This window comes from Streptomyces sp. NBC_00322 (genome assembly GCF_036147535.1).
In the GTDB taxonomy this organism is placed as follows: Bacteria; Actinomycetota; Actinomycetes; order Streptomycetales; family Streptomycetaceae; genus Streptomyces.
In genome coordinates this window covers 6687883-6709777 of the sequence record NZ_CP108019.1, presented here as the reverse complement: position 1 = coordinate 6709777, position 21895 = coordinate 6687883, and the positions used below count along the sequence as shown (strand labels likewise).

Annotated in this window: 24 protein-coding genes; 10 read left to right on the top strand and 14 right to left on the bottom strand. The window is 71.1% G+C overall.

Going from position 1 to position 21895, the window contains the following annotated elements; all coding sequences use genetic code 11:
* Positions 1-40: 40 nt before the first annotated feature.
* On the bottom strand, positions 41-919 hold the full coding sequence (locus tag OG905_RS30600) for a helix-turn-helix domain-containing protein (protein ID WP_328679021.1): 879 nt from the start codon (positions 917-919) through the stop codon (positions 41-43).
* Positions 920-1239: 320 nt separating this feature from the next.
* Here OG905_RS30600 and OG905_RS30595 point away from each other — a divergent pair, with 320 nt between their 5' ends.
* On the top strand, positions 1240-2979 hold the full coding sequence (locus tag OG905_RS30595) for a glycoside hydrolase family 35 protein (RefSeq protein WP_328679020.1): 1740 nt from the start codon (positions 1240-1242) through the stop codon (positions 2977-2979).
* 82 nt (positions 2980-3061) lie between these two features.
* On the opposite strand, the gene OG905_RS30590 is transcribed toward OG905_RS30595, so the two are convergent.
* Entirely contained in the window at positions 3062-3835 is a 774-nt protein-coding gene (locus tag OG905_RS30590) for a S1 family peptidase (protein WP_328679019.1), read from the bottom strand.
* A gap of 221 nt (positions 3836-4056) precedes the next feature.
* Here OG905_RS30590 and OG905_RS30585 point away from each other — a divergent pair, with 221 nt between their 5' ends.
* Positions 4057-4965, top strand: coding sequence for a hypothetical protein (locus OG905_RS30585; RefSeq protein WP_328682691.1), 909 nt, complete (start codon positions 4057-4059; stop codon positions 4963-4965).
* Between the two features lie 23 nt (positions 4966-4988).
* Positions 4989-6497: an ankyrin repeat domain-containing protein gene (locus OG905_RS30580; RefSeq protein WP_328679018.1), complete on the top strand. Its 1509-nt coding sequence runs from the start codon at positions 4989-4991 to the stop codon at positions 6495-6497.
* A gap of 19 nt (positions 6498-6516) precedes the next feature.
* Here OG905_RS30580 and OG905_RS30575 read toward each other — a convergent pair whose 3' ends face one another.
* The 4 genes from OG905_RS30575 to OG905_RS30560 all read right to left on the bottom strand — a co-directional run bounded on the left by OG905_RS30575 (position 6517) and on the right by OG905_RS30560 (position 9122).
* Positions 6517-6903, bottom strand: coding sequence for a barstar family protein (locus OG905_RS30575; protein WP_328679017.1), 387 nt, complete (start codon positions 6901-6903; stop codon positions 6517-6519).
* Between the two features lie 18 nt (positions 6904-6921).
* Positions 6922-7329: a ribonuclease domain-containing protein gene (locus tag OG905_RS30570; RefSeq protein WP_328679016.1), complete on the bottom strand. Its 408-nt coding sequence runs from the start codon at positions 7327-7329 to the stop codon at positions 6922-6924.
* 115 nt (positions 7330-7444) lie between these two features.
* On the bottom strand, positions 7445-8368 hold the full coding sequence (locus tag OG905_RS30565) for an SDR family oxidoreductase (RefSeq protein WP_328679015.1): 924 nt from the start codon (positions 8366-8368) through the stop codon (positions 7445-7447).
* A gap of 1 nt (position 8369) precedes the next feature.
* Positions 8370-9122, bottom strand: a complete 753-nt coding sequence (locus OG905_RS30560; protein ID WP_328679014.1) for an SDR family oxidoreductase — start codon at positions 9120-9122, stop codon at positions 8370-8372.
* Positions 9123-9178: 56 nt separating this feature from the next.
* Here OG905_RS30560 and OG905_RS30555 point away from each other — a divergent pair, with 56 nt between their 5' ends.
* Genes OG905_RS30555 through OG905_RS30540 form a run of 4 tightly spaced genes read left to right on the top strand, consistent with a single transcriptional unit; the run spans position 9179 to position 12568 of the window.
* Positions 9179-9940 carry an enoyl-CoA hydratase family protein gene (locus tag OG905_RS30555; RefSeq protein ID WP_328679011.1) on the top strand — a complete coding sequence of 254 codons (762 nt, stop codon included), beginning with the start codon at positions 9179-9181 and terminating at the stop codon, positions 9938-9940.
* Positions 9937-10788, top strand: coding sequence for a CoA transferase subunit A (locus OG905_RS30550; protein ID WP_328679010.1), 852 nt, complete (start codon positions 9937-9939; stop codon positions 10786-10788). The genes OG905_RS30555 and OG905_RS30550 overlap by 4 nt, the downstream gene beginning before the upstream one ends.
* Positions 10785-11498 carry a CoA-transferase subunit beta gene (locus tag OG905_RS30545; RefSeq protein ID WP_328679007.1) on the top strand — a complete coding sequence of 238 codons (714 nt, stop codon included), beginning with the start codon at positions 10785-10787 and terminating at the stop codon, positions 11496-11498. The genes OG905_RS30550 and OG905_RS30545 overlap by 4 nt, the downstream gene beginning before the upstream one ends.
* Positions 11498-12568 carry an NAD(P)H-dependent flavin oxidoreductase gene (locus OG905_RS30540; protein WP_328679005.1) on the top strand — a complete coding sequence of 357 codons (1071 nt, stop codon included), beginning with the start codon at positions 11498-11500 and terminating at the stop codon, positions 12566-12568. Before OG905_RS30545 ends, OG905_RS30540 begins: the two co-directional genes overlap by 1 nt.
* Before the next feature lie 159 nt (positions 12569-12727).
* Here OG905_RS30540 and OG905_RS30535 read toward each other — a convergent pair whose 3' ends face one another.
* The 5 genes from OG905_RS30535 to OG905_RS30515 form a co-directional block, all read right to left on the bottom strand.
* Positions 12728-14308: a DEAD/DEAH box helicase gene (locus OG905_RS30535; protein ID WP_328679002.1), complete on the bottom strand. Its 1581-nt coding sequence runs from the start codon at positions 14306-14308 to the stop codon at positions 12728-12730.
* A 95-nt stretch (positions 14309-14403) separates the two neighbouring features.
* Positions 14404-14607: a cold-shock protein gene (locus tag OG905_RS30530; RefSeq protein WP_003969786.1), complete on the bottom strand. Its 204-nt coding sequence runs from the start codon at positions 14605-14607 to the stop codon at positions 14404-14406.
* Positions 14608-14805: 198 nt separating this feature from the next.
* Entirely contained in the window at positions 14806-15963 is a 1158-nt protein-coding gene (locus OG905_RS30525) for an acetyl-CoA C-acetyltransferase (RefSeq protein ID WP_328678876.1), read from the bottom strand.
* Positions 15964-15979: 16 nt separating this feature from the next.
* Positions 15980-16597 (bottom strand): TetR/AcrR family transcriptional regulator, encoded by a 618-nt coding sequence (locus OG905_RS30520; RefSeq protein WP_328678875.1) that lies wholly within the window; start codon positions 16595-16597, stop codon positions 15980-15982.
* 15 nt (positions 16598-16612) lie between these two features.
* Positions 16613-17401 carry an SDR family oxidoreductase gene (locus tag OG905_RS30515; protein ID WP_328678874.1) on the bottom strand — a complete coding sequence of 263 codons (789 nt, stop codon included), beginning with the start codon at positions 17399-17401 and terminating at the stop codon, positions 16613-16615.
* A gap of 46 nt (positions 17402-17447) precedes the next feature.
* On the opposite strand from OG905_RS30515, the gene OG905_RS30510 reads away from it, so the two are divergent.
* Both OG905_RS30510 and OG905_RS30505 read left to right on the top strand, forming a co-directional pair.
* The gene (locus tag OG905_RS30510; RefSeq protein ID WP_328678873.1) at positions 17448-18593 is read left to right on the top strand and encodes an acyl-CoA dehydrogenase family protein; all 1146 of its coding nucleotides are present in this window, start codon (positions 17448-17450) and stop codon (positions 18591-18593) included.
* Entirely contained in the window at positions 18593-19603 is a 1011-nt protein-coding gene (locus OG905_RS30505; RefSeq protein ID WP_328678872.1) for an acyl-CoA dehydrogenase family protein, read from the top strand. Before OG905_RS30510 ends, OG905_RS30505 begins: the two co-directional genes overlap by 1 nt.
* Positions 19604-19618: 15 nt before the next feature.
* Here OG905_RS30505 and OG905_RS30500 read toward each other — a convergent pair whose 3' ends face one another.
* Positions 19619-20092 (bottom strand): pyridoxamine 5'-phosphate oxidase family protein, encoded by a 474-nt coding sequence (locus tag OG905_RS30500; RefSeq protein ID WP_328678871.1) that lies wholly within the window; start codon positions 20090-20092, stop codon positions 19619-19621.
* A gap of 136 nt (positions 20093-20228) precedes the next feature.
* Here OG905_RS30500 and OG905_RS30495 point away from each other — a divergent pair, with 136 nt between their 5' ends.
* Positions 20229-20513, top strand: coding sequence for a hypothetical protein (locus tag OG905_RS30495; protein WP_328678870.1), 285 nt, complete (start codon positions 20229-20231; stop codon positions 20511-20513).
* A gap of 6 nt (positions 20514-20519) precedes the next feature.
* On the opposite strand, the gene OG905_RS30490 is transcribed toward OG905_RS30495, so the two are convergent.
* On the bottom strand, positions 20520-21083 hold the full coding sequence (locus OG905_RS30490) for a HutD/Ves family protein (RefSeq protein WP_328678869.1): 564 nt from the start codon (positions 21081-21083) through the stop codon (positions 20520-20522).
* Complete coding sequence (locus OG905_RS30485) at positions 21080-21799, bottom strand: vWA domain-containing protein (RefSeq protein WP_328678868.1); 720 nt, start codon at positions 21797-21799, stop codon at positions 21080-21082. The genes OG905_RS30490 and OG905_RS30485 overlap by 4 nt, the downstream gene beginning before the upstream one ends.
* Positions 21800-21895 lie beyond the last annotated feature (96 nt).

Here is a 21895-nt window from a genome sequence, read left to right as displayed (position 1 = left end):
GCGCCGATCACGTGGCGATCACCTGGTGGTCACCAGGTGATCAGGTGGTGATCGTCGGCGGGTGCTCGGGGTCCGGGATCTGGTTGCTCCAGCCGCCGGGGACGCTGCGGCCCTGCTGCTCGCGGAAGCGGATGGGCGCGGTTCCGACGCGGCGGGTGAAGAGGCGGGAGAAGTACGCCGGGTCCTCGTAGCCGACGCGTCGGGCGACCGCGGCGACGGGGAGTTCGGTGGCGGCGAGCAGTTCCTTGGCCCGGCCGAGGCGGATGCCGAGGAGGTAGTCCTTGGGGCTGCAGCCCGCGCCGCGGCGCACGGCGGTGCGCAGTTCGGCGGGGGTCATGCCGTGCCGGGCCGCGTGCTCGGCGACGGAAAGCGGCCGGAAGGCGTCGCGGGCCAGCGCGGTGAGCACGGGGTCGCCCTCGGCGTTGGTGTCGGCGCGGGCGCGGCGCAGGGCGACGAGCAGTTCGTGGACGGCGGCGCCGGTCTCGACCTCCAGGAGCGGGTTGCCGCGGCGCGCGGCTCGGGCGATGCGGCCGACGGCGGCGCGGGCGCCCGCGGCGTCGGAGAGGGGGACCACGGGCCGCTCGGGCTCTATGTAGCCCAGTTCGGTGTAGGTGGCGGTGGCGGGTCCGGTGAAGTCGACGAAGCTCTCGTCCCAGCCGCCGGCCGGATCGGGGCCGTAGTGGTGCGGGACGCCGGGGGTGAGCCAGATCAGCGCGGGCGCCGTGACAGTGGTGCGGCGCCCGTCGGGAGCGCGGAACCAGCCGCTGCCCGCGCTGATCACGACGGCGACATGGTGGTCCAGGGTGCGGGGTCCGACGGTGGGCAGGACGCCGTGCTGGAGGCCGACACCGAGGCAGGCCAGGCCGAGGCGGTGATGAACCGGGCTCGGGGTGAAATAGCGCATCCAGGTGTGGTACATCCGCTTCTCTCCCCTTCCCCGGGCTCCGGGTGCCTGAGTTGCGTCCAAACAGCGCCGATCTTTGTCCATGGACCGGCTCGCCGCCAGGGGGCGATGGTTGGTCGCGGTACGTGACCAGGTCCTGTCCGGTCGATCAGGCCGGGTCAGGGAGCGGGGTCTGGTGCGTGCAGCTGCAGGCCGGAGGATGGGGGTCCCCCCGCCGAAGGCAGGGGGAGAGCCGACGCGAGCGTCGGCGACTGACGACAACGCAGCAGATGCGCGTGCCAGGGCACGCGAGCCCGGCAAGATCGGCCGGACGGGGCCTAGGTGAGGGGCGATACGTGGCTGAGTTCACGGTGGGTGATACGGACTTCCTGATGGACGGGCGGCCCGTACGGCTGTTGTCGGGCGCGCTGCACTACTTCCGGGTGCACGAGGAGCACTGGGACCACCGGCTGGCGATGCTGCGGGCGATGGGCCTCAACTGCGTCGAGACTTACGTCCCCTGGAACCTTCACGAGCCGGAGCCCGGCCGGTATGCCGACGCGGACGCGCTGGGCCGTTTCCTGGACGCCGCGCGCAGGGCGGGACTGTGGGCGATCGTGCGGCCGGGTCCGTACATCTGCGCCGAGTGGGAGAACGGCGGGCTGCCGCACTGGCTGACCGGGCGGCTCGGACGGCGGGTGCGCACGGAGGACGCCGAGTATCTGGGGCATGTGGAGCGCTGGTTCACCAGGCTCCTGCCGCAGGTCGTGGAGCGGCAGATCACGCTCGGCGGCCCGGTGATCATGGTGCAGGCCGAGAACGAGTACGGCAGTTACGGCTCCGACCAGAACTATCTGCGCCATCTCGTGGACCTGCTGAGGGGCTGCGGGGTGAGCGTGCCGCTGGTCACCTCCGACGGGCCCGAGGACCATATGCTCACCGGCGGCTCGGTGCCGGGCGTGCTCGCGACGGTGAACTTCGGGTCCGGGGCCCGGGAGGCCTTCGCCACGCTGCGCCGTCATCAGCCGGCCGGACCACTGATGTGCATGGAGTTCTGGTGCGGCTGGTTCGATCACTGGGGCGACGACCATGTCGAGCGCCGGCCCGCGGACGCGGCGGCCGCGCTGCGGGAGATCCTCGACGCGGGCGCGTCGGTGAATGTGTACATGGCGCACGGCGGAACGAATTTCGCGGGCTGGGCGGGGGCGAACCGCACGGGCGATCTCCAGGACCTCGAACTGGAGCCGACCGTCACCTCCTACGACTACGACGCGCCGATCGACGAGGCCGGGTGTCCCACCGAGAAGTTCTTCCATCTCCGCGAGATCCTGGCGCGCCATCACGACGGACCGCTGCCCGAACTGCCGCCCGAGCCCGCCGTCCTGGGGGCACGGCTGCGTGCGGACCTGCGCTCGTGGGCGCCGCTCGATGATGTGCTGGAGGCGCTCGGCGACGACGAGGTGGAGGCTCCCGTGCCGCCCACCTTCGAGGAACTGGGCGTGGACCGCGGTCTGGTCCGCTACCAGGTGGCTGTGCCGGGCCCGCGCCGGCCGTTTCCGCTGAGCGTCGCGGGCCTGCGGGACCGGGCCGTCGTGTACGTGGACGGGGTCGCTGCGGGCGTACTGAGCGGCGAGTACGAGGCCCTGGCGGAGCCGGTGGCCGGTCCCGCGTCGGTCGAGCTGTGGGTGGAGTCGCTCGGTCGCGTCAACTACGGGCCGCGGACGGGCGAGTCCAAGGGCATCGCGGGCGGGGTGCTGCACGAGCGGCAGTATCTGCACGGCGTACGGGCGCGGGGGCTGCGGCTGGCCGCGTTCGAGTCGGCGGCGGTGGAGAAGGTGCCCTTCCGTGCGCCCGAGGGCGGTGCGGCGGGCCTTTACCGGGGCTCGTTCGAAGCGGCCGCTGCGGGGGATGCGAGGCTCGAACTCCCCGGCTGGACGCGGGGGTTCGTGTGGGTGAACGGCTTCTGCGTGGGGCGGTACTGGGCGGTGGGGCCGCAGCGGTCACTGTTCGTGCCGGGGCCGGTGCTGCGGGAAGGGGCGAACGAGGTGTGGGTGCTGGAGATGGAGGGGGCGGGGGGGTCGTTGTGGCTGGGCTAAGTCCTGCCCCCTGAAGGGGCAGGTGCTGGACCAACCCGCCCAGCACCTGCCCCTCACCTCTCACGTGCTGAAGATCCCGCTGCTAAAGCCTGGCCGCCGCGGACTTGATGGCGGCCGCGAAGGTGGACACCTCGGTGTAGACACCCGGGTAGTTGGGCCGTGCGCAGCCCTCGCCCCAGCTGACGATGCCGACCTGGATCCACGCGTTGTTGTTGTCCTTGCGGAACATCGGGCCGCCGGAGTCACCCTGGCAGGTGTCGACGCCGCCCTGCTGGAACCCGGCGCAGATCTCCTCGCCTGCCACGAGCTCGGGGTACGCCTGCTTGCAGCCGGCGTCGGAGACGAAGGGCACCTGGGCCTTGAGGAGGTAGCGCTGCTGGCCGCCGCCCTCGCGGGCCGCACCCCAGCCGGCGACCGTGAAGGTGCCGTTGTCGAAGGCCTTGGTGTCGGCGATCTTGAGGGTGGGCAGGTCGATCGGCTTGGCGAGCTTGATCAGCGCCCAGTCCTTGCCGGTGCCGTTGTAGCCGGGGGCCTGGAGGACCTTGGTCGACTTGACCTTGATGGCGCTGGAGCTCTGCAGGTCGACGACGCCCGCGGTCGCGGTGATGCTGGTGTTGTTGCCGGAGCCGCTCACACAGTGCGCGGCGGTGAGCACGATCTGCTTGGTGTAGAGCGCGCCGCCGCAGCCCATGGAGAGCCGGACCATGAACGGGAACTCGCCCTGGGCGGCGCGGGTGCCGCCGACGACGGGCGGGGTGGCGGCCGAGGCCGAGGTGGGCTGGAGGCTGATCGCGGCGAGGACGACGGCGCCTGCGGCGGCGCATCTCTGGAGCGCGCGAACGATGTTCTTCTTCAACTGACTGCCTTTCGTGGGGGGTTGAGATGTACGCCCGCACGGATCCAGGCAGCATTGCGGCACGCTGACATGGGCCCGACAAAGCGTGAACCGGATTATGGAGAGTGGATCACCCGGCCACAAGGACCACTTTTCGGCCAGCCTCACCAGCGGGGATTCGCCTCGGCCTGCCCGTAGAGTTGAAAGCGGCCGACCGTCGTGCATGGGGGGTACGGGACGTGGTGGCGAAGGACAGCGAGGTCGTACACGGCTACCCGCACCTCGACACCGTGCGGGCGGCGATCACCGCTCTGTACAAGCGGATCTCGCCCGACGGTGTGCACTCCTACGCGCCCAGCGTGCTGCCGGCCGATGTCGCCTTCGCCGACCAGGACGATCTCCACCTCGGCGCCCAGCGCGTCGCCCATGCGCTGGTACAGCATCTGCGGCTGCCGGACGCCCGGATGGTCGTGAGCTTCCGCGAGATGCACCATGCCGCGAGCGTCGAACTCGTCGGGGGTCCGGAGTACTTCATCGAGCTGAACGACCGCTTCCGCACGCATCGCCGAGACATCGGGGCGGCTCTCGCCCACGAGATCATGCATGTGCTGCTGCACCGGCTCGACCTGGCCTTCCCCGGCACCCGCGACAACGAGATCCTCACCGACACCGCGACCACGTATCTCGGCGCGGGCTGGCTGCTGCTCGACGCCTTCCGGGAGGACGGCGTCTCCAGCCAGAAGCTGGGCTATCTCACCCCCGAGGAGTTCGGGTACGTCCTGGCCAAGCGGGCGATCGCCTTCGGCGAGGACCCCTCGCCCTGGTTCACCAGCCCGCAGGGTTACACCGCGTACACCAAGGGCCGCGCCATGGCCCTGCGCGATGCCCAGCAGCCGCCGCTGACCACGGCCGGGTGGACGGGACGCCACCGCTATGCCAAGGAGCGCCGCCTCGCCCAGGAGCACCCGGCACGGGCCGCCGCCCCCTCCCCCGAGGCCGAGTCGTCCGCGTACGCCTTCGAGCACGGGCCGGACGGGCTGCGCGTCTCCTTCCCCTGCCCCACCTGCCACCAGCGCATCCGTGTTCCCGTGCGCGGGCGGGTACGGGCCCGCTGCGGGCTGTGCCGCACGATTCTCGAATGCGACACCTGACCGACCTTCCGTAGGCTCGAAATATGACGAAAGAGCCGACGGCGGGCGCCCGCGAGATGTTCGAAGCGGTGTACAGCGGCGCGCAGGACGCCGTCGTGGCACTGCTGCGCGCCAAGGTCCCCGCTGACCTGACCGACACGGACGGGCAGACTCCGCTCTACCGGGCGGCGGTGAGCGACGAAGCGGGCATCGTGCGGCTGCTGCTGGCCGCGGGCGCCGACCCGGGGCGTGGCTCGGGCCCCGAGGGCGGGGATCTGCCGCTGTGCGGGGCCGCGGTCGGCGGGCACACCGAAGTGGTGCGGGCGCTGCTGGCCGCGGGCGCCCGGCCCGACCAGCCGGAGGCGTACGGCTTCACGGCACTGCGCTGGGCGGTGACGCTGGGGCACGCCGCGACGGCCGAGGCCCTGCTGGAGTACGGCGCCGACCCCGATCTGGAGGGACCCGGCGGCGAGCGGCCGCTGGTGCTCGCCGCACGCCGCGGCTCCCCCTCGACCGTGCGGGCCCTGCTGCGGCACGGTGCCAAGGCCAAGGAGGCGGCGCTCGCGGAGGCCCGGCAGTGGCTCGCGCGGGATGTGGAGAGCGAACTGCGCGCGGGGCTGCTCAGCGCGTACGGAAAGGGCGAGGAGTACGAGACGGTGGCGCGCCGGATCGAGGAGGACGGCGGGGTGACCGTCGTCGTCGAGCTGCTCCTGGACGGCGCACCGAGGGCGGGCAGTGAGCAGCAGACCGGCCACCCGGCGATCGTGACGCTGCTCGAGGGGCAGCTGGGGATCCGGACGCCGTACGAGGAGCTGGCCGAGCGGGCCCTGCGCTGCGGCGATCCCGGACAGGACGACTGGGTCGAGTCGGTGATGGCGCTGTGGGGCCGCGGCGGCGAGGAGACCTTCCAGGCGGCGGCCGCCTGGTGTGCGAGCGACGATCCGCTGCGCCAGGCCTTCGCGGCGGACGTGCTGGCTCAACTGGGCTTCGGGGAGGAGGGCTTGCGCCCGTTCGCGGCCCGCTCGCTGCCACTGCTGCGCGAGCTGTCCCGGGAGGCACGGGAGCCGGAGCTGATCCAGGCGGTCGTCCTCGGGCTCGGGCACCACGGGGATCCGGCCGCCCTGCCGGAGATCCTGCGGCATGCCGGGCATCCGGACGCGGAGGTGCGCAATCAGGTGGCGCTCTCGCTGTTCGGGCTCGTCCCCGGCGATCACGCCGAGGGCATCGGGACGCTGATCACGCTGAGCCGGGACGTGGACCCCCATGTCAGGGATTGGGCGACGACGGCGCTCGCGGACGTGGAAGCCGATACGAAGGAGATCCGGGAGGCGCTGGCGGCGCGGCTCACGGACAGCGATGTGGATACGGCGGCCGAGGCGGCCCGTGGGCTGGCGATCCGTCAGGATCCGCGTGCGGAAGCGACCTTGGCGCGGATTCTCGCGGACGCGGACCCGGACGGGTACGCGCGCGAGGCGGCCGCGGAAGCCGTGCGGCACATACACGACGACAGGCTCAGGCGGCGGTTGGAGCACACTTCTCCGCGCTACCGCTGATCGCGCTCGCCGAAAGTGCTCACATCAGACGGAGAGCGCCGGGCGCCCGCTCCTCCATGATCTCCACCAGCCAGTCGAAGACGGTCGTGCCGATGCCGTCCCTCGCCTGCTCCAACTGCTCTTGGACAAAGGCCCTGTTGGTCGGATGGCACCGCGCCAGCCGCAGCTCAAGCTGTCGTACGGTCTCGTCCCGGCCGAGCGCCGTACGGGAGCGTTCGTGGTCGTGCCACTCGATGACGAAGTCGCCGTCGTCCGGTGCCCCCATGCCGCCGCTGAGGCAGTCGGCGAAGGAGTCGAGATTGCGGCCGAAGTAGCCGCCGGGCCCGTTCACGGCTTCGCCGATCACCCGCCAGAAGGCGTCGAGGTCGGTGACCTCCGCCCCGTCGATTGCATAGGTCCTGGTCACGGGGCGGAGGATACCGGCTCAGCAGCGGTGGTCGACGAGGTCGAACGAGGCGTAGTGGTCGGCGGTGTAGTAGTCCTCCTGGGCCGCGCTGCCCGTGACGATGCGGCGGGCGCCGCGGTTCGGGGAGCCCGGGGTGATGACCGTGTACTCGTGGTAGTAGCCGGAGGAGTGCGAGGGCAGGACGTCTTCACGGTTGGAGAAGACGGTGCCGTCCTGCTTGTACGGGAACGGCCCGCCCTGCTCGATCAGGTCGAGGGTGTCGTGCGCCTGGGAGGGAAGGTCGGAGTAGCAGATGTGACCGATGTCGGCGGCGGTCGTGGGGGGAAGCGTGGCCAAGGGGGTGGCCGTGGCCTGTCCGCCGATGAGGAGGGTGGAGGCGAGGACAGCGATGCCACCGAGGGTGGCGATTCGTGGGGGGATTCGCATACGGACCATTGATGCGCGTAGACCTTGACGCGTCAACGCCAACTGGGGGGAATTTCCCGGGAGTTAACCGGCCAAAGAACCGGCGGACTCCTGCCTTCACGATCTGTCCGCGTGGTTACCGCACGCCGTACACAAGTCCCGGAGGCTCGGCCTCGGCCAGCAGCTTCAGCGCGGCTTCGCCCGCTTCGGCAGGACTCCAGCGCGCTCCCCTGTCGGCCGTGGGGCCGGGCCGCCAGCCCTCCATGACGGTGATACGGCCCGCCTCGGCCTCGAAGACACGGCCGGTCACGCCCGAACTGGCCGGGGAGCCGAGCCAGACGACGAGCGGCGAGACATCCTCGGGCAGGGCGGAGAGACCGGCGAAGGTCTCCTCGGTCATCCGGGTGCGGGCCGCCGGGGCGATGGCGTTGACCTGGACGCCGTAGCGGCCCATCTCCGCCGCCGCGACCAGGGTCAGGCCGATGATCCCGGCCTTGGCCGCCGCGTAGTTGCCCTGGCCGACGCTGCCCAACAGCCCTGCCCCGGACGTGGTGTTGACGACGCGTGCCGCCACCGGCCGCCCGGCCTTGGCCTCGGAGCGCCAGTGCGCTGCGGCGTGCTTGAGCGGCAGGAAGTGGCCCTTCAGATGGACGCGTATCACGGCGTCCCAGTCGTCCTCGTCGAGGTTGACGAGCATCCGGTCGCGCAGGAAGCCCGCGTTGTTGACCAGGGTGTCGAGCCGTCCGTAGGCCTCCAGCGCGGCGCTGACGAGAGAGGCCGCGCCCTCGCTCGTCGCGACGTCACCGCCGTGCGCCACGGCCCGGCCGCCGAGCGATTCGATCTCCTCGACGACCTGCCGTGCCGGTCCGCTCGATCCGCCTTCCCCGTCGAGGCCGACACCCAGGTCGTTGACGACGACCTTGGCGCCTTCGGCGGCGAAGGCGAGCGCGTGGGCCCGCCCGAGTCCGCGCCCCGCACCCGTCACGATCACCACCCGCCCGTCGCAGATGTTCCTGCCGGGGGTGCGGGGGTTGTCCCCCGGAATGGCACTGCCCGTCATCTCATGTCTCCTTGTTGACAGTTGCGGCATCGAGGAAGGCGGGGCGCTCCCCGCCGCCGTGCACCAGAAGCGAGGCGCCGCTGACATACGCCGCCCGGCGAGAAGCGAGGAACACGGCCGCGTCACCGATCTCGGAAGGCTCGGCCAGCCGCCCCAGCGGGACCGTGCGGCCGACCGCGGCGATGCCCTCCTCGTCCCCGTAGTGCAGAGGGGACAGTTCGGTGCGGACCATGCCGAGGACCAGGGTGTTCACCCGCACCTCGGGTGCCCACTCCACGGCCATGGAGCGGGCCAGGCTCTCCAGTCCGGCTTTCGCCGCCCCGTACGCGGCCGTGCCGGGCGAGGGGCGGCCGCCGCTGACGCTGCCGATCATCACGATCGAGCCGCGGGTGGTCCTGAGATGTCCGTGGGCCGCGAGCGACGCGGTCAGCGGTGCGGTCAGGTTGAGCTCGATCACGCGCGCGTGGTGGGCCGCGTCTGCTTCCCCGAGGAGGCGGTACGGCGTGCCGCCCGCGTTGTTGACCAGGGTGTCCAGCCGGCCGTGCCGAGCCACGACCCCGTCGAAGAACTCCCCCACCGCCGCCGGATCGCGCAGGTCGAGGGGCACGAACTCGGCCCCGGCTACGGGCGCTTCGGGCGGCCGTCGCGCGCAGACCACCACCTTCGCGCCCGCCCGCAGGAACGCGCGGGCGATTCCGGCGCCCACGCCCCGCGTGCCGCCGGTGACGACGGCCACCCTCCCGTCCAGCTCCATCGGCTGCTACCTTCCTCACCTAACAAATGTTTGGTGGAAAGGTAGCTGATCCGCCCATGGGTGTCTCCACCGCAAGCCCTGAGAAGGGCATCTGTGCCGTCACGGTCGACTTCCCACCCGTCAACGCCCTTCCCGTACAGGGCTGGTACGACCTCGCCGACGCCCTGCGCGCGGCCGGCCGGGACCCCGAGGTCCGCTGCGTCGTCCTGGCCGCCGCGGGCCGCGGCTTCAACGCGGGCGTCGACATCAAGGAGATGCAGCGCGACAGCGGACACTCCGCCCTCATCGGCGCCAACCGCGGCTGCTACGAGGCCTTCGCCGCGGTCTACGAGTGCGAGGTCCCCGTCGTCGCGGCCGTGAACGGCTACTGCCTGGGCGGCGGTATCGGCCTCGTCGGCAACGCGGACGTGATCGTCGCCAGTGACGACGCCGTCTTCGGACTGCCCGAACTGGACCGCGGCGCACTCGGCGCGGCCACGCATCTCGCCCGGCTGGTGCCCCAGCATCTGATGCGCGCGCTGTACTACACCTCGCGCACCGCGACCGCGCAGGAGCTGCACGCCCACGGCTCGGTCTGGAAGGTCGTCCCGCGCGACGGACTGGCGGACGCCGCACTTGAGTTGGCGCGGGAGATCGCACAGAAGGACGGCCTGCTCATCCGGCTGGCCAAGGCCGCCATCAACGGCATCGACCCGGTCGACGTACGCCGCAGCTACCGCTTCGAGCAGGGCTTCACCTTCGAGGCCAACCTCAGCGGCGTCGCCGGCCGCGTCCGCGACACCTTCGGCACCGAAGGCAAAAAGGAGGACCGAGCGTGACCGACAAGACGATGACGGCCGACGACGTCGCCTCCCGCCTGCGCAGCGGGATGACGATCGGCATCGGCGGCTGGGGCTCGCGCCGCAAACCCATGGCCCTGGTGCGAGCGCTGCTCCGTACCGAGATCGCTGATCTCACCGTCGTCTCCTACGGCGGCCCCGACATCGGCCTCCTCGCCGCCGCCGGCCGCATCCGCAGACTCGTCACGGCCTTCGTCACCCTCGACTCGATCCCGCTCGAACCCCACTACCGCGCCGCCCGCGAGCGCGGCGACTTCGCCCTCACCGAAGTCGACGAGGCGATGTTCATGTGGGGACTGACCGCCGCCGCCAACCGGATGTCCTTCCTCCCCGTCCGCGCGGGCCTCGGCTCGGACGTGATGCGGGTCAACCCGGAGCTGCGCACGGTCACTTCGCCGTACGAGGACGGCGAGGAGTTCGTGGCCGTACCGGCCCTGCGAATGGACGCCGCGCTCGTCCACCTCAACCGTGCCGACCGGCTCGGCAACGGCCAGTACCTGGGCCCCGATCCCTACTTCGACGATCTGTTCTGCGAGGCCGCCGACACCGCGTACGTCTCCTGCGAGCAGCTGGTCGAGACCGCCGAGCTGACCAAGGACGCCGCCCCGCAGACCCTGCTGGTCAAACGGCACTCGGTCACGGGAGTCGTCGAGACGCCGAACGGCGCGCACTTCACCTCCTGCGCCCCCGACCACGGCCGCGACGAGGCCTTCCAGAAGCTGTACGCGACCACCCCCTGGCCCGAGTTCGCGCAGCGCTTCCTGTCCGGCACGAGCGAGCACGACTACCAGTCGGCGGTCCAGGCCTGGCACAAGGAGCAGCAGTGATCAGTCGTTCCGAGTACTGCGTGATCGCCTGCGCCGAGGCATGGCGGGGCAACGGCGAGGTGCTGGCCAGCCCTATGGGCCTGATCCCGTCCGTCGGCGCCCGGCTGGCCAGACGGACCTTCTCGCCCGACCTCCTCATGACGGACGGCGAGGCGATGCTCGTCGGCCTGGACGGAACGACGGAGGGCTGGCTGCCGTACCGCCAACACCTCGCGCTCGTCACCGGCGGGAAACGGCACGTGATGATGGGCGCGAGCCAGATCGACCGCTACGGAAACCAGAACATCTCCTGCATCGGAGCGTGGGAGCGGCCCACGCGCCAGCTCCTCGGCGTACGCGGGGCGCCCGTCAACACCCTGAATAATCCGGTGAGTTACTGGGTGCCCAGGCACTCCCCCCGGGTCTTCGTCGAACGCGTCGACATGGTCTGCGGCGTCGGATACGACCGTGCCGCCGGTGCGCGCTACCACCGCATCCCACGGGTGGTCAGCGACCTCGGCGTGTTCGACTTCGAGACCGAGGACCGCTCGATGCGGCTCGCGTCCGTGCACCCGGGTGTCACGGTCGAACAGATCCGTCAGGCCACCGGCTTCGCGCTCACGGTCCCCGACGGTGTCCCGTACACGCGTGAACCGAGCGCCGCCGAACTCCGGCTGATCCGTGAGGTGATCGACCCGAAGGGTCTGCGCGAACGCGAGGTCAGGGTCTGATGGAGACGGCCCTCACGAAACTCACCGGCGTCCGGCACCCCATCGTGCAGACGGGCATGGGGTGGGTGGCGGGACCCCGCCTGGTCTCCGCGACCGCCCGTGCGGGCGCGCTCGGCATCCTCGCCTCGGCGACGATGACCCTCGACGAGCTGCGCCGGGCCGTCCGCGAGGTCGCCTCCCGGACGGACGCGCCCTTCGGCGTCAATCTCCGGGCGGACGCGGGTGATGCGCGCGATCGCGTACGGATCATCATCGACGAGGGGGTCCGTGTCGCCTCTTTCGCCCTGGCGCCGTCCCGCGAACTGATCGCCGAGCTGAAGGACGCGGGGGTGATCGTGATCCCCTCGATCGGCGCGCGGCGGCATGCCGAGAAGGTGGCGGCGTGGGGCGCGGACGCGGTGATCGTCCAGGGCGGCGAGGGCGGGGGCCACACCGGTGACGTGGCAACGACCGTCCTGCTCCCGCAGGTTGTGGACGCCGTCGACATCCCGGTCATCGCAGCGGGCGGCTTCCACGACGGACGCGGCCTGGTCGCGGCGCTGGCCTACGGGGCGGCGGGCATCGCGATGGGCACGCGTTTCCTGCTCACGTCGGACTCGACGGTGCCGGAGGCGGTCAAGGCAAAGTACCTGGCCGCGACGGTCAAGGACGTCACCGTCACTACGGCGGTGGACGGTCTGCCGCACCGGATGCTGCGGAGCGAGCTGGTCGACTCGCTCGAGCGTGCGGGCCGTGCGCGAGCGCTGGCCCAGGCGGTGCGCCGGGCCGCGGGCTTCAAGAAGCTCTCGGGCCTGTCCTGGTCGCGGATGATCCGCGACGGCCTGGCCATGAAGCACGGCAAGGACCTGACGTGGAGCCAGGTGCTGCTCGCCGCGAACACCCCGATGCTGCTGAGGGCCTCGATGGTGGAGGGCCGCACGGATCTGGGCGTGATGGCGTCGGGGCAGGTGGCGGGGCTGATCGAGGACTTGCCGAGCTGCGAGGAGCTGGTGGGGCGGGTGATGTCGGAGGCGGCGGTGGTGCTGGGTGCGCTGCCGCGGGCTTGTTCCCCTACCCGCCCCTTCCCGTAACTGGGGCTCCGCCCCAGACCCCGCGCCTCAAACGCCGGCGGAAATTCAGCCCGTCCGGCGTTTGAGGACATGCGGCCGAAGGTCGCATACGGGGGTCCAGGGGGCGAAGCCCCCGGTTACGGGAAGGGGCGGGGTGGGGGTGAAGCCCGCCGCAGGCGACTACGCCGCCGTGCGCCGGCCGCCCCTCGCGCCGCCCGCCGGGCGACCCGCCTGGCGGGCCTGACCGCCCTGGCGAGGCTGGCCACCCTGACCGCCGCCGGCACCGGCACCCTGGCCGCCACCGCCGCGTCGGCCACGGCTCCGGCCGCCACCGCCGCCGCCACCCTGCGCGCTCTGCCCCGGCACCTGCGCCCGCCGCCGCTGCGGTCGCTGCTGCTGCACGACCGGCTGCGGCACCTCGATGGTGACCGCGACCCCGGACGGCTCGCGCGCGCCCGTGATGCGGCTGAGCTCCTCGTCGCTGGACTTGACCCGGGCCGAGCGCGGGTCGATGCCCGCGTCCGCCATCAGGCGGGTCATCTCGCGCCGCTGCTCGGGCAGCACCAGCGTGACGACACTGCCGGACTCGCCCGCCCGCGCGGTACGGCCGCCGCGGTGGAGGTAGTCCTTGTGGTCGACGGGCGGGTCGACGTTCACGACCAGGTCGAGGTCGTCGACGTGGATGCCGCGGGCGGCGACATTGGTCGCGACCAGCGCGGTGACCTGCCCGTTCTTGAACTGGTCGAGCGTGCGGTTGCGTTGCGGCTGCGAGCGGCCGCCGTGCAGCGCCGCGGCCCGTACGCCACTGGCGAGGAGCCGCTTGGCGAAGCGGTCGGCGGAGCGCTTGGTGTCGACGAAGAGGATCACCCGGCCGTCACGGGCGGCGATGCGCACGGCGACGGCCTTCTTGTCGGTCTCGTCCGCGACGTGCAGCACATGGTGCTCCATCGTGGTGACCGCGCCCGCGGACGGGTCGACGGAGTGCACGACGGGATCAGTGAGGAACATCCGTACGAGCCGGTCGATGTTCTTGTCCAGCGTCGCCGAGAACAGCATCCGCTGACCGCCCGCCTCGACCTGCTTGAGCAGCGCCGTGACCTGCGGCATGAAGCCCATGTCGGCCATCTGGTCGGCCTCGTCCAGGACGGTGATCGCCACCTGGTCGAGTACGCAGTCGCCGCGTTCTATGAGGTCCTTGAGCCGCCCCGGCGTGGCCACCAGCACCTCGGCGCCGCGCCGCAGCGCGCCCGACTGTTTGGTGATCGACAGACCGCCGACGACGGTGGCGATCCGCAGCTGCACGGAAGTCGCGTACGGGGCCAGGGCGTCGGTGACCTGCTGTGCGAGCTCACGCGTGGGCACGAGGACGAGCGCGAGCGGCGCCTTCGACTCGGCGCGCCTGCCCGCGGTACGGGCGAGCATCGCGAGCCCGAAGGCCAGCGTCTTGCCTGAGCCGGTGCGCCCGCGGCCGAGGATGTCGCGTCCTGCCAGGGAGTTCGGCAGGGTCGCGGCCTGGATCGGGAAGGGCTCGGTCACGCCCTGGGCCACGAGGGTCTTCAGCAGGGCGGCCGGCATGTCCAGCTCGTCGAACGCCTCGACGGCGGGCAGCGCGGGGGTGATGGTTTCCGGCAGCGTGAATTCCTGCGGGGGCGCCGCCTTGCGGGCGGGAGCCTTGCCGGAGCCCTTCGCGGGGCCCTTGGCACGGGAATTGACCGGGCGCTGTCGCGTCGTGGGACGGGCCGGGCGTTCGGAGCGAGTCATGCGGATATTGCCCTCCTGGGCATGTGAGACAGCACACAAGCCGGGGCCCGCACCTTGACGGTGCGGGCCCCGGCTGCGAGATACGCGTCAGGCAATTAGGCCGGGACGATGTTCTCCGCCTGCGGGCCCTTCTGGCCCTGCGTGACGTCGAAGGAGACCTTCTGGCCCTCCTGCAGCTCACGGAAGCCAGAGGTGGCGATGTTCGAGTAGTGGGCGAAGACGTCGGCGCCGCCGCCGTCCTGCTCAATGAAGCCGAAGCCCTTTTCCGAGTTGAACCACTTCACGGTTCCAGTAGCCATGTCATTCTCCTAAAACAGGGGCAAGCCGGAAACTCACACCTCGTGAATTTCCCGTCGCTAGCATTGACCCCCATCCGGAGAAGCCGGAAACAATAATGTGCGCCTGAGGAAGCATTCCCGTCAGGCGCACACAAAGTTCATGGGTACCAAAACTGCAACGACTTCACCGTAGCATGTCCGGCCCCGAAAGGCTCGTGTTCACAGCCGTTCGATGATCGTGACGTTGGCCTGCCCTCCCCCTTCACACATCGTTTGCAGCCCGTACCGCCCTCCCGTGCGCTCCAGTTCATGCAGCAGCGTGGTCATCAGCTTCACGCCCGTGGCGCCCAGCGGATGGCCGAGCGCGATGGCCCCGCCGTTGACGTTGACCTTGCCGGGGTCGGCTCCGGTCTCCTTCAGCCAGGCGAGGACCACCGGCGCGAAGGCCTCGTTGATCTCGACGAGGTCGATGTCGTCGATCGACATGCCGGTCTTCTTCAGCGCGTACGCGGTGGCCGGGATGGGGGCCGAGAGCATCCGGATGGGGTCCTCGCCCCGTACGGAGAGGTGGTGGATCCGGGCCCGCGGCCGCAGTCCGTGCTCGGCGACGGCCCGCTCGCTCGCGATCAGCAGGGCCGCCGCGCCGTCCGAGACCTGGGAGGAGCAGGCGGCCGTGATGGTGCCGCCCTCCAGGACCGGCTTGAGGGCCGCCATCTTCTCCAGGGTGGTGTCGCGGCGCGGGCCCTCGTCGACGGTGACCTCGCCGTACGCCACGAGCTCCCGCTCGAAGCGGCCTTCGTCGATGGCCCGGATCGCCCGCTGGTGGGAGGTGAGCGCGAACTCCTCCATGTCGCGGCGCGAGATCCCCCACTTCTGGGCGATCAACTGCGCGCCGTGGAACTGGTTGACGGGCTGGTCGCCGTACCGGGCCCGCCAGCCCTCGCTGCCGGCGAAGGGGCCCTGGGTCAGTCCGAGCGGCTCGGCGGCCTGCCGGGAGGCGAAGGCGATCGGGATCTGCGTCATGTTCTGGACGCCGCCCGCGACGACCAGGTCCTGGGTGCCGGAGAGCACGCCCTGCGCCGCGAAGTGCACGGCCTGCTGGGACGAACCGCACTGACGGTCGATCGTCACGCCCGGCACCTCCTCGGGCAGTCCCGCCGCCAGCCATGCCGTGCGGGCGATGTCACCGGCTTGCGGGCCCACCGTGTCCAGGCAGCCGAAGACAACGTCCTCGACGGCGGAGGGATCGACTCCGGAGCGCTCGACCAGGGCCCGCAGCACATGCGCACCCAGATCCGCCGGGTGGACACCGGACAGTCCGCCCTTGCGCCTGCCCACCGGTGTGCGTACCGCCTCGACTATGTAGGCCTCGGCCATGACTGCTCCCCTCGGTTCATCTGCGTACGGCGATACCGTCCAGCACCATCGACAGGTACTGGCGGGCGATCTCCTCCGGGCTGTGCTGTCCGCCCGGCCGGTACCAGGACGCCGCGACCCAGACGGTGTCGCGCACGAACCGGTAGGTGAGCCGGACGTCCAGGTCGGCGCGGAAGACCTGGTCCGCGACCCCGCGCTCCAGGGTCCCGAGCCATGCCTTCTCGAACTTCTGCTGAGAGTCGGTGAGGTAGTGGAAGCGGGGCTGGGCGGCGAGGTGCCTGGACTCCTTCTGGTAGATCGCGACGGCGGCGCGGTGCCGGTCGATCTCCCGGAAGGACTCGGTGACGAGGGCCTCGATGGTCTCCCTGGGCCCGCGCCCGGCGGCGAGCACGGCGTCGTATCCCTGCCACAGCTCGTCCAGGAAGGTGGAGAGGATCTCGTCGAGCATCGATTCCTTGGAATCGAAGTGGTAGTAGAGGCTGCCGGCGAGCATCCCCGCCTGGTCCGCGATCTTGCGGACGGTGGTGGCGTTGTAGCCCTGCGCGGCGAACACCTCGGCGGCGGTGTCGAGGAGCTCGCGGCGACGCTCGGGCGAGGCGGTCACCTGGGTCTTCTTCTTGCTGTCAGTCGGCACGTGCCCATTGTGGTCCTACGCATGCTGGCTGCTGACGGATATGACCTCGCCGGTCAGGTACGAGGAGTAACCGCTGGCCAGGAAGACGATGGTGTTGGCGATCTCCCACGGCTCCGCGTACCGACCGAAGGCCTCCTTGGCGGTCAGCTCCTCCAGCAGCTGGGCCGAGGTGACCTTCACCAGGTGCGGGTGCATGGCGAGGCTGGGGGCCACGGCGTTGACGCGTACGCCGTACTCCGCCGCCTCGATCGCCGCGCAGCGGGTGAGCGCCATGACTCCGGCCTTGGCGGCCGCGTAGTGGGCCTGGCCTGCCTGGGCGCGCCAGCCGACGACGGAGGAGTTGTTGACGATCACGCCGCCGCGGCCGGTGTCGCGGAAGGAGCGCAGGGCGGCGCGGGTGCAGCGGAAGGTGCCGTTCAGGGTGACGTCGAGGACCGTGCCCCACTGCTCGTCGTTCATGTCGACGAGGGCGGCGGTGCCGCCGAGACCGGCGTTGTTGACGACGATGTCGAGGCCGCCGTGCTCGTGTACGGCCTTAACGAAGAGCGCCTGGACCTGGGTCTCGTCCGTGACGTCGCAGGGCAGTGAGGCCACCGCGTCGGCGCCGAACTCTCCGGCCAGCGCCTCCTCGCTCTCCTTCAGTCTGCGGGTGTGCGCGTCGCTGATCAGGATGCGCGCGCCCTCCTCCAGGAATCTGCGGGCGGTGGCGCCACCGATTCCGGCCCCTGCCGCGGCGGTGATCACGGCGGTACGGCTCTTCAGCAGGCCATGACCCGGTACGTACTGCGCCCTGTTGTCCGTCACGGCAGCACGTTAACCTACCAAACACTTGTTAGGGAAGGATGCGCGAATGGACCTGCACCACTCCGCCGACGAGGAAGCCTTCCGGGCCGAGGTCCGCGCCTGGCTCGCCGCGAACGTGCCCGCCGAGCCGCTGCCCTCCCTGGAGACCAAGGAGGGCTTCGCGGCGCACCGCGCATGGGAGGCGCGGCTGTCCGCGGACCGCTGGTCGGTCGTCTCCTGGCCACGGCGGTACGGCGGCCGGGGCGTCGACATCTTCCACTGGCTCCTCTTCGAGGAGGAGTACTACGCGGCGGGAGCGCCGGGGCGGGTCTCGCAGAACGGCATCAACCTCCTCGCCCCCACGCTCTTCGACCACGCCACCGAGGAGCAGCGCGCCCGCGTGCTGCCCACGATGGCGAGCGGCGAGGTCATCTGGGCGCAGGCCTGGTCGGAGCCCGAGTCCGGCTCCGATCTCGCCTCGCTGACCTCGCGTGCGGTGCGGACGGACGGCGGCTGGCTGCTCAGCGGGCAGAAGACCTGGTCGTCTCGGGCGGCGTTCGCCGACCGGGCCTTCGGCCTCTTCCGCACCGACCCCGATGCGCCGAAGCCGCATCAGGGCCTGACATATCTGATGTTCGACCTCGCGGCGCCGGGGGTGAGCGTGCGGCCCATCGGCCGCATCGACGGCAAGCCCGCCTTCGCCGAGCTTTTCCTCGACGGCGTGTTCGTCCCCGACGAGGATGTGATCGGCGAGCCCGGGCAGGGCTGGCGGATCGCGATGTCCACGACGGGCAACGAGCGGGGCCTGACGCTGCGTTCCCCCGGCCGTTTCCTCGCAGCGGCGGACCGTCTCCTGCGGCAGTGGCGCGCGTCGGGCGATCAGGCCGACACCGCGCTGCGCGACCGGGTGGCGGACGCGGTGATCGGTGCGCGGGCGTATCAGCTCTTCACCTGTGCCAACGCCTCGCGCTTCGCCGCGGGCGCCGGCATCGGCGCGGAGTCCAGCCTGAACAAGGTCTTCTGGTCTGAGTACGACATCGCCCTGCATGAGACAGCGCTCGATCTGCTGGGCGCGGAGGGGGAGTTGGCGGACGGTGAGTGGGCCGAGGGGTATGTCTTCTCACTGGCGGGCCCCATCTACGCCGGTACGAACGAGATCCAGCGCGACATCATCGCCGAGCGGCTGCTCGGCCTTCCGAAGGGCCGCCGCTGATGCGATTCCTGCTCACCGATGAACAGCGGGCGTTCGGCGACTCGCTGGACGCGATGCTGACGTCGGCGGACACTCCGGCTGCCGCACGCGCCTGGTCGGCGGGAGACCCCGCTCCGGGGCTGGCGTTGTGGTCGCGACTCGCCGAGGCGGGGGTGTTCGCGCTCGCCGCTCCGCAGGCGTACGAGGGGGTGGGGCCGCTACCGGTCGAACTGGCGGTGGCTTTCACCGAGTTGGGACGACATGCGGCGCCCGGCCCGGTGGTGGAGACGGTCGCGGCGGCGGCGCTGCTGACCCGGCTGGCGGAGTCGGGGGAGGAGGGCCCGGCGAAACGCCTGCTGCCGGGGCTGGTCACGGGCGAGTCGACCGCCACGCTGGCGGGCCGGGGCGCATACGCACTGGACGCGGATGTGGCGGGTGTGACGCTGGTGGTCTCGGAAGGGGACGCCGGCCCCGGGCCCGGCGCGGGCCGCACCGCCTGTCTCCGTATCGCCCACGGGCACGGCTCCGTGCGCGTATCCGCCGACCCCGCCCGGCGGTTGGCCGTGCCCGCGGCAGAGGGCGAGGTCATGGCCGAAGGGCGCCACGTGGCCCGGGCAGCCGCGTACGCCGGGGACGTCGCGCGTCTGGTCACCGCGGCGCAGGCGCTGGGTGTCGGGGTCGCGCTCCTCGACCGGACCGTGGCGTACGTCAAACAGCGCACCCAGTTCGGCGCCGCCATCGGCTCCTTCCAGGCGGTCAAGCACCGGCTGGCGGACACCCTGATCGGGCTCGAATTCGCCCGGCCGCTGCTGTACGGGGCGGCCCTGTCCATGGCTCCGGCAGATATCGCAGCCGCGAAGGTCACCGCAGGCGAAGCCGCGTACGCAGCCGCCCGTGCCGCGCTCCAGCTGCACGGCGCGATCGGCTACACCGAAGAGCTCGACCTCTCCCTCTGGCTGCGCAAGGCCCGCCCGCTGCGGGACGCCTGGGGCACCCCCGCGCTCTGCCGGGCGACGGTACTCGCGGGCTGACCCATGGGCCAGGACTCAGCGGCGCCGGTACGTACGGACCGGGCCGCCCGGCAGCCAGGCCCGTACCACCAGTTCCTCGCCGTCGACCGACGTCTGCACCACGTGACCGACCTCGACGCGGAAGAGATGGAACGGCTGCGGCGGCCCCGCCTCCGCCACGAAGCGGTCCAGCACCTCGGAATCGGTCACCTCCACCGCGCGCCCGGAGATCTTGACGTCACCGCCTTCCATGGAGTCGTCCGGCCCGGGGTTCGCATGGATCGCGAAGCGCGGATCGCGCAGAAGGTCCTGGGCCTTGCGTGAGCCGGGCATCATGCCGAGCCACAACTCGCCGAAGCGGAAGTCGACTTCGAGGCCGGTCACGCGCGGGGACCCGTCCTTGCGCACCGTGGCCAGCACATGGTGCTTGTACCGCTGGAAACGGTTCTGCACGGTCTCGGCGAAGTCCGGCTCCGCCGTCCGGAAATCTGCCCACGTCGAAGAGGTCATGACTCCATCGAACCGCGGAAACCAGACACCGCCTGTCGGGATTCACCTGCGCGCACCGGCTCGGATGCCCTACCGGGGCGTACGTGCTGTTCTGGTACTGGCCAAAAACCAGCCATTTCACCCGAGGAGAGTACCGATGGCGATCTTCATGCATGCCACCATGCCGGGCATCACAACCGACCAGTACGACGCCCTCAACGCCCAATTGCAGGCACTGCCCGGCGACACCTTCGCAGGGTGCCTGTCGCACACCTGCGTGGCGACCGACTCCGGCCTGGAGATTTTCGACCTGTGGGAGTCCCAGGAGGCGATGGACAAGTTCGGCACGGTGATGATGCCGGTGGCCGAGAAGCTGGGCTTCCCCCAGACGGGCCAGCCTCCGAAGGTCGCTCAGGTCCACAACTGGTGGACCCCCAGCTGACACCGCTCAGCCGCTGCGCAGGGTGACGACCGCCGCGTGCCCCTCCGTATGCAGTGATCCCGGCGACTCGTCCAGCACCGCCGCGTCGTACGGACCGAGTGTCACGTTCGCCTCCTTGAGGAGCGTGGGCCCGTCCAGCGCGACGATCACGACCGTCGAGCGTGACGGCACCACGACCGGCAGTTCTCCGCGCACCACCGAGCTCAGGCATGCCGTACGCCCCCTGCGGTGCATGACGTTGAAGTTGACGACGGGCCGCCCGTCGACGAGGCGGCCGTCGGTCTCCACGTCGCCGGGGAAGCGGTAGGGCCGGTAGCGCTCGTCGGCCAGTGTGCGCCGTCCGCCGACCGTGAGGTCCATCCCCGCCCCCTCGACGACGGTCAGGATCCGGTCCACGCCGGGGAAGGCGGAGAACGGCCCGTCCGCGCCGACGTCCGCGAGGCTGATCCGCCAGTCGAAGTCGTCCGTCCCGGCGCCCTCGGGCGACACGGCGATCTCGCGGGTGACGCCGCCGCCGTTCTTCCACGGCACGGCCCTGCGGTCGGCGGCGCGCAGCACACGTACCGTCATCGCACGATGCCCTGGGCCCCCGCGGCGGCCAGCCACAGCGGGAATTCGGAGACCAGCCGGTCGTACAGCTCGGAGTCGGGGACCTGGCGCGGGTCGAGTCCGGCGTGGAAGAAGCCCGCGTTGTCGACGACGCGCTTGGCGGGGACGGCGAGTTCGTCGAGCCTGTGCAGGAAGTCGAACTGCGAGCTCTGCTTGTTCCCGAAACCGATGAACTGCCAGAACAGCGGCAGCTTCGCCGCCTTGCACAGATAGCGCTCCGCGGCGGGCTTGCTGATCGGGCCGCCGTCCGTCTGGAAGACGACGAGCGCGGGGGCGGTCGAGCCGCTGTCGATGTAGTGGTCGATGACCGCGTCCATGGCCAGGTGGTAGCTGGTCTTGCCCATGTGGCCGAGGCCCGCCACTATCTCGTCGACCCGGCCGCGGTGGTTGTCGAGGGCGATGTCCGTGACCGCGTCGATGTCCGTGGAGAAGAAGACGACCGGCACGGAGCCGTCGTCGTCCAGGTTGGCCGCAAGACCGAGCACCCGGTCGGCGAGCGCCTGGACGCTGCCGTCCTTGTAGTAGTCCTTCATCGAGCCCGAGTAGTCGAGCACCAGATAGACGGCGGCGCGCTGCCCGCTCAGCCCGTGCTTCTGCAGCGATACGCCCGCGCTCTTGTAGAGGCTGACGAGCGCCGGCGCCTTCTCCTCGACCTTGGCGAGGCTGATGGCCGCCATGCGGGGCTCCGTTCGTGCGAGGGGACGGGAGAGTTGAGGCTACGTCACCGGAACTCGACCGGGCCGGTCCCCCGTCAGGACGGAGAATCCGGCCCG

Excerpts from the sequence above, each read along its gene's own strand:
- OG905_RS30600 (WP_328679021.1), bottom strand. The coding sequence starts at position 919 with ATGTACCACACCTGGATGCGCTATTTCACCCCGAGCCCGGTTCATCAC.
- OG905_RS30580 (WP_328679018.1), top strand. The coding sequence starts at position 4,989 with ATGACGAAAGAGCCGACGGCGGGCGCCCGCGAGATGTTCGAAGCGGTG.
- OG905_RS30570 (WP_328679016.1), bottom strand. The coding sequence starts at position 7,329 with ATGCGAATCCCCCCACGAATCGCCACCCTCGGTGGCATCGCTGTCCTC.
- OG905_RS30565 (WP_328679015.1), bottom strand. The coding sequence starts at position 8,368 with ATGACGGGCAGTGCCATTCCGGGGGACAACCCCCGCACCCCCGGCAGG.
- OG905_RS30560 (WP_328679014.1), bottom strand. The coding sequence starts at position 9,122 with ATGGAGCTGGACGGGAGGGTGGCCGTCGTCACCGGCGGCACGCGGGGC.
- OG905_RS30555 (WP_328679011.1), top strand. The coding sequence starts at position 9,179 with ATGGGTGTCTCCACCGCAAGCCCTGAGAAGGGCATCTGTGCCGTCACG.
- OG905_RS30540 (WP_328679005.1), top strand. The coding sequence starts at position 11,498 with ATGGAGACGGCCCTCACGAAACTCACCGGCGTCCGGCACCCCATCGTG.
- OG905_RS30535 (WP_328679002.1), bottom strand. The coding sequence starts at position 14,308 with ATGACTCGCTCCGAACGCCCGGCCCGTCCCACGACGCGACAGCGCCCG.
- OG905_RS30530 (WP_003969786.1), bottom strand. The coding sequence starts at position 14,607 with ATGGCTACTGGAACCGTGAAGTGGTTCAACTCGGAAAAGGGCTTCGGC.
- OG905_RS30525 (WP_328678876.1), bottom strand. The coding sequence starts at position 15,963 with ATGGCCGAGGCCTACATAGTCGAGGCGGTACGCACACCGGTGGGCAGG.
- OG905_RS30510 (WP_328678873.1), top strand. The coding sequence starts at position 17,448 with ATGGACCTGCACCACTCCGCCGACGAGGAAGCCTTCCGGGCCGAGGTC.
- OG905_RS30505 (WP_328678872.1), top strand. The coding sequence starts at position 18,593 with ATGCGATTCCTGCTCACCGATGAACAGCGGGCGTTCGGCGACTCGCTG.
- OG905_RS30500 (WP_328678871.1), bottom strand. The coding sequence starts at position 20,092 with ATGACCTCTTCGACGTGGGCAGATTTCCGGACGGCGGAGCCGGACTTC.
- OG905_RS30495 (WP_328678870.1), top strand. The coding sequence starts at position 20,229 with ATGGCGATCTTCATGCATGCCACCATGCCGGGCATCACAACCGACCAG.
- OG905_RS30490 (WP_328678869.1), bottom strand. The coding sequence starts at position 21,083 with ATGACGGTACGTGTGCTGCGCGCCGCCGACCGCAGGGCCGTGCCGTGG.
- OG905_RS30485 (WP_328678868.1), bottom strand. The coding sequence starts at position 21,799 with ATGGCGGCCATCAGCCTCGCCAAGGTCGAGGAGAAGGCGCCGGCGCTC.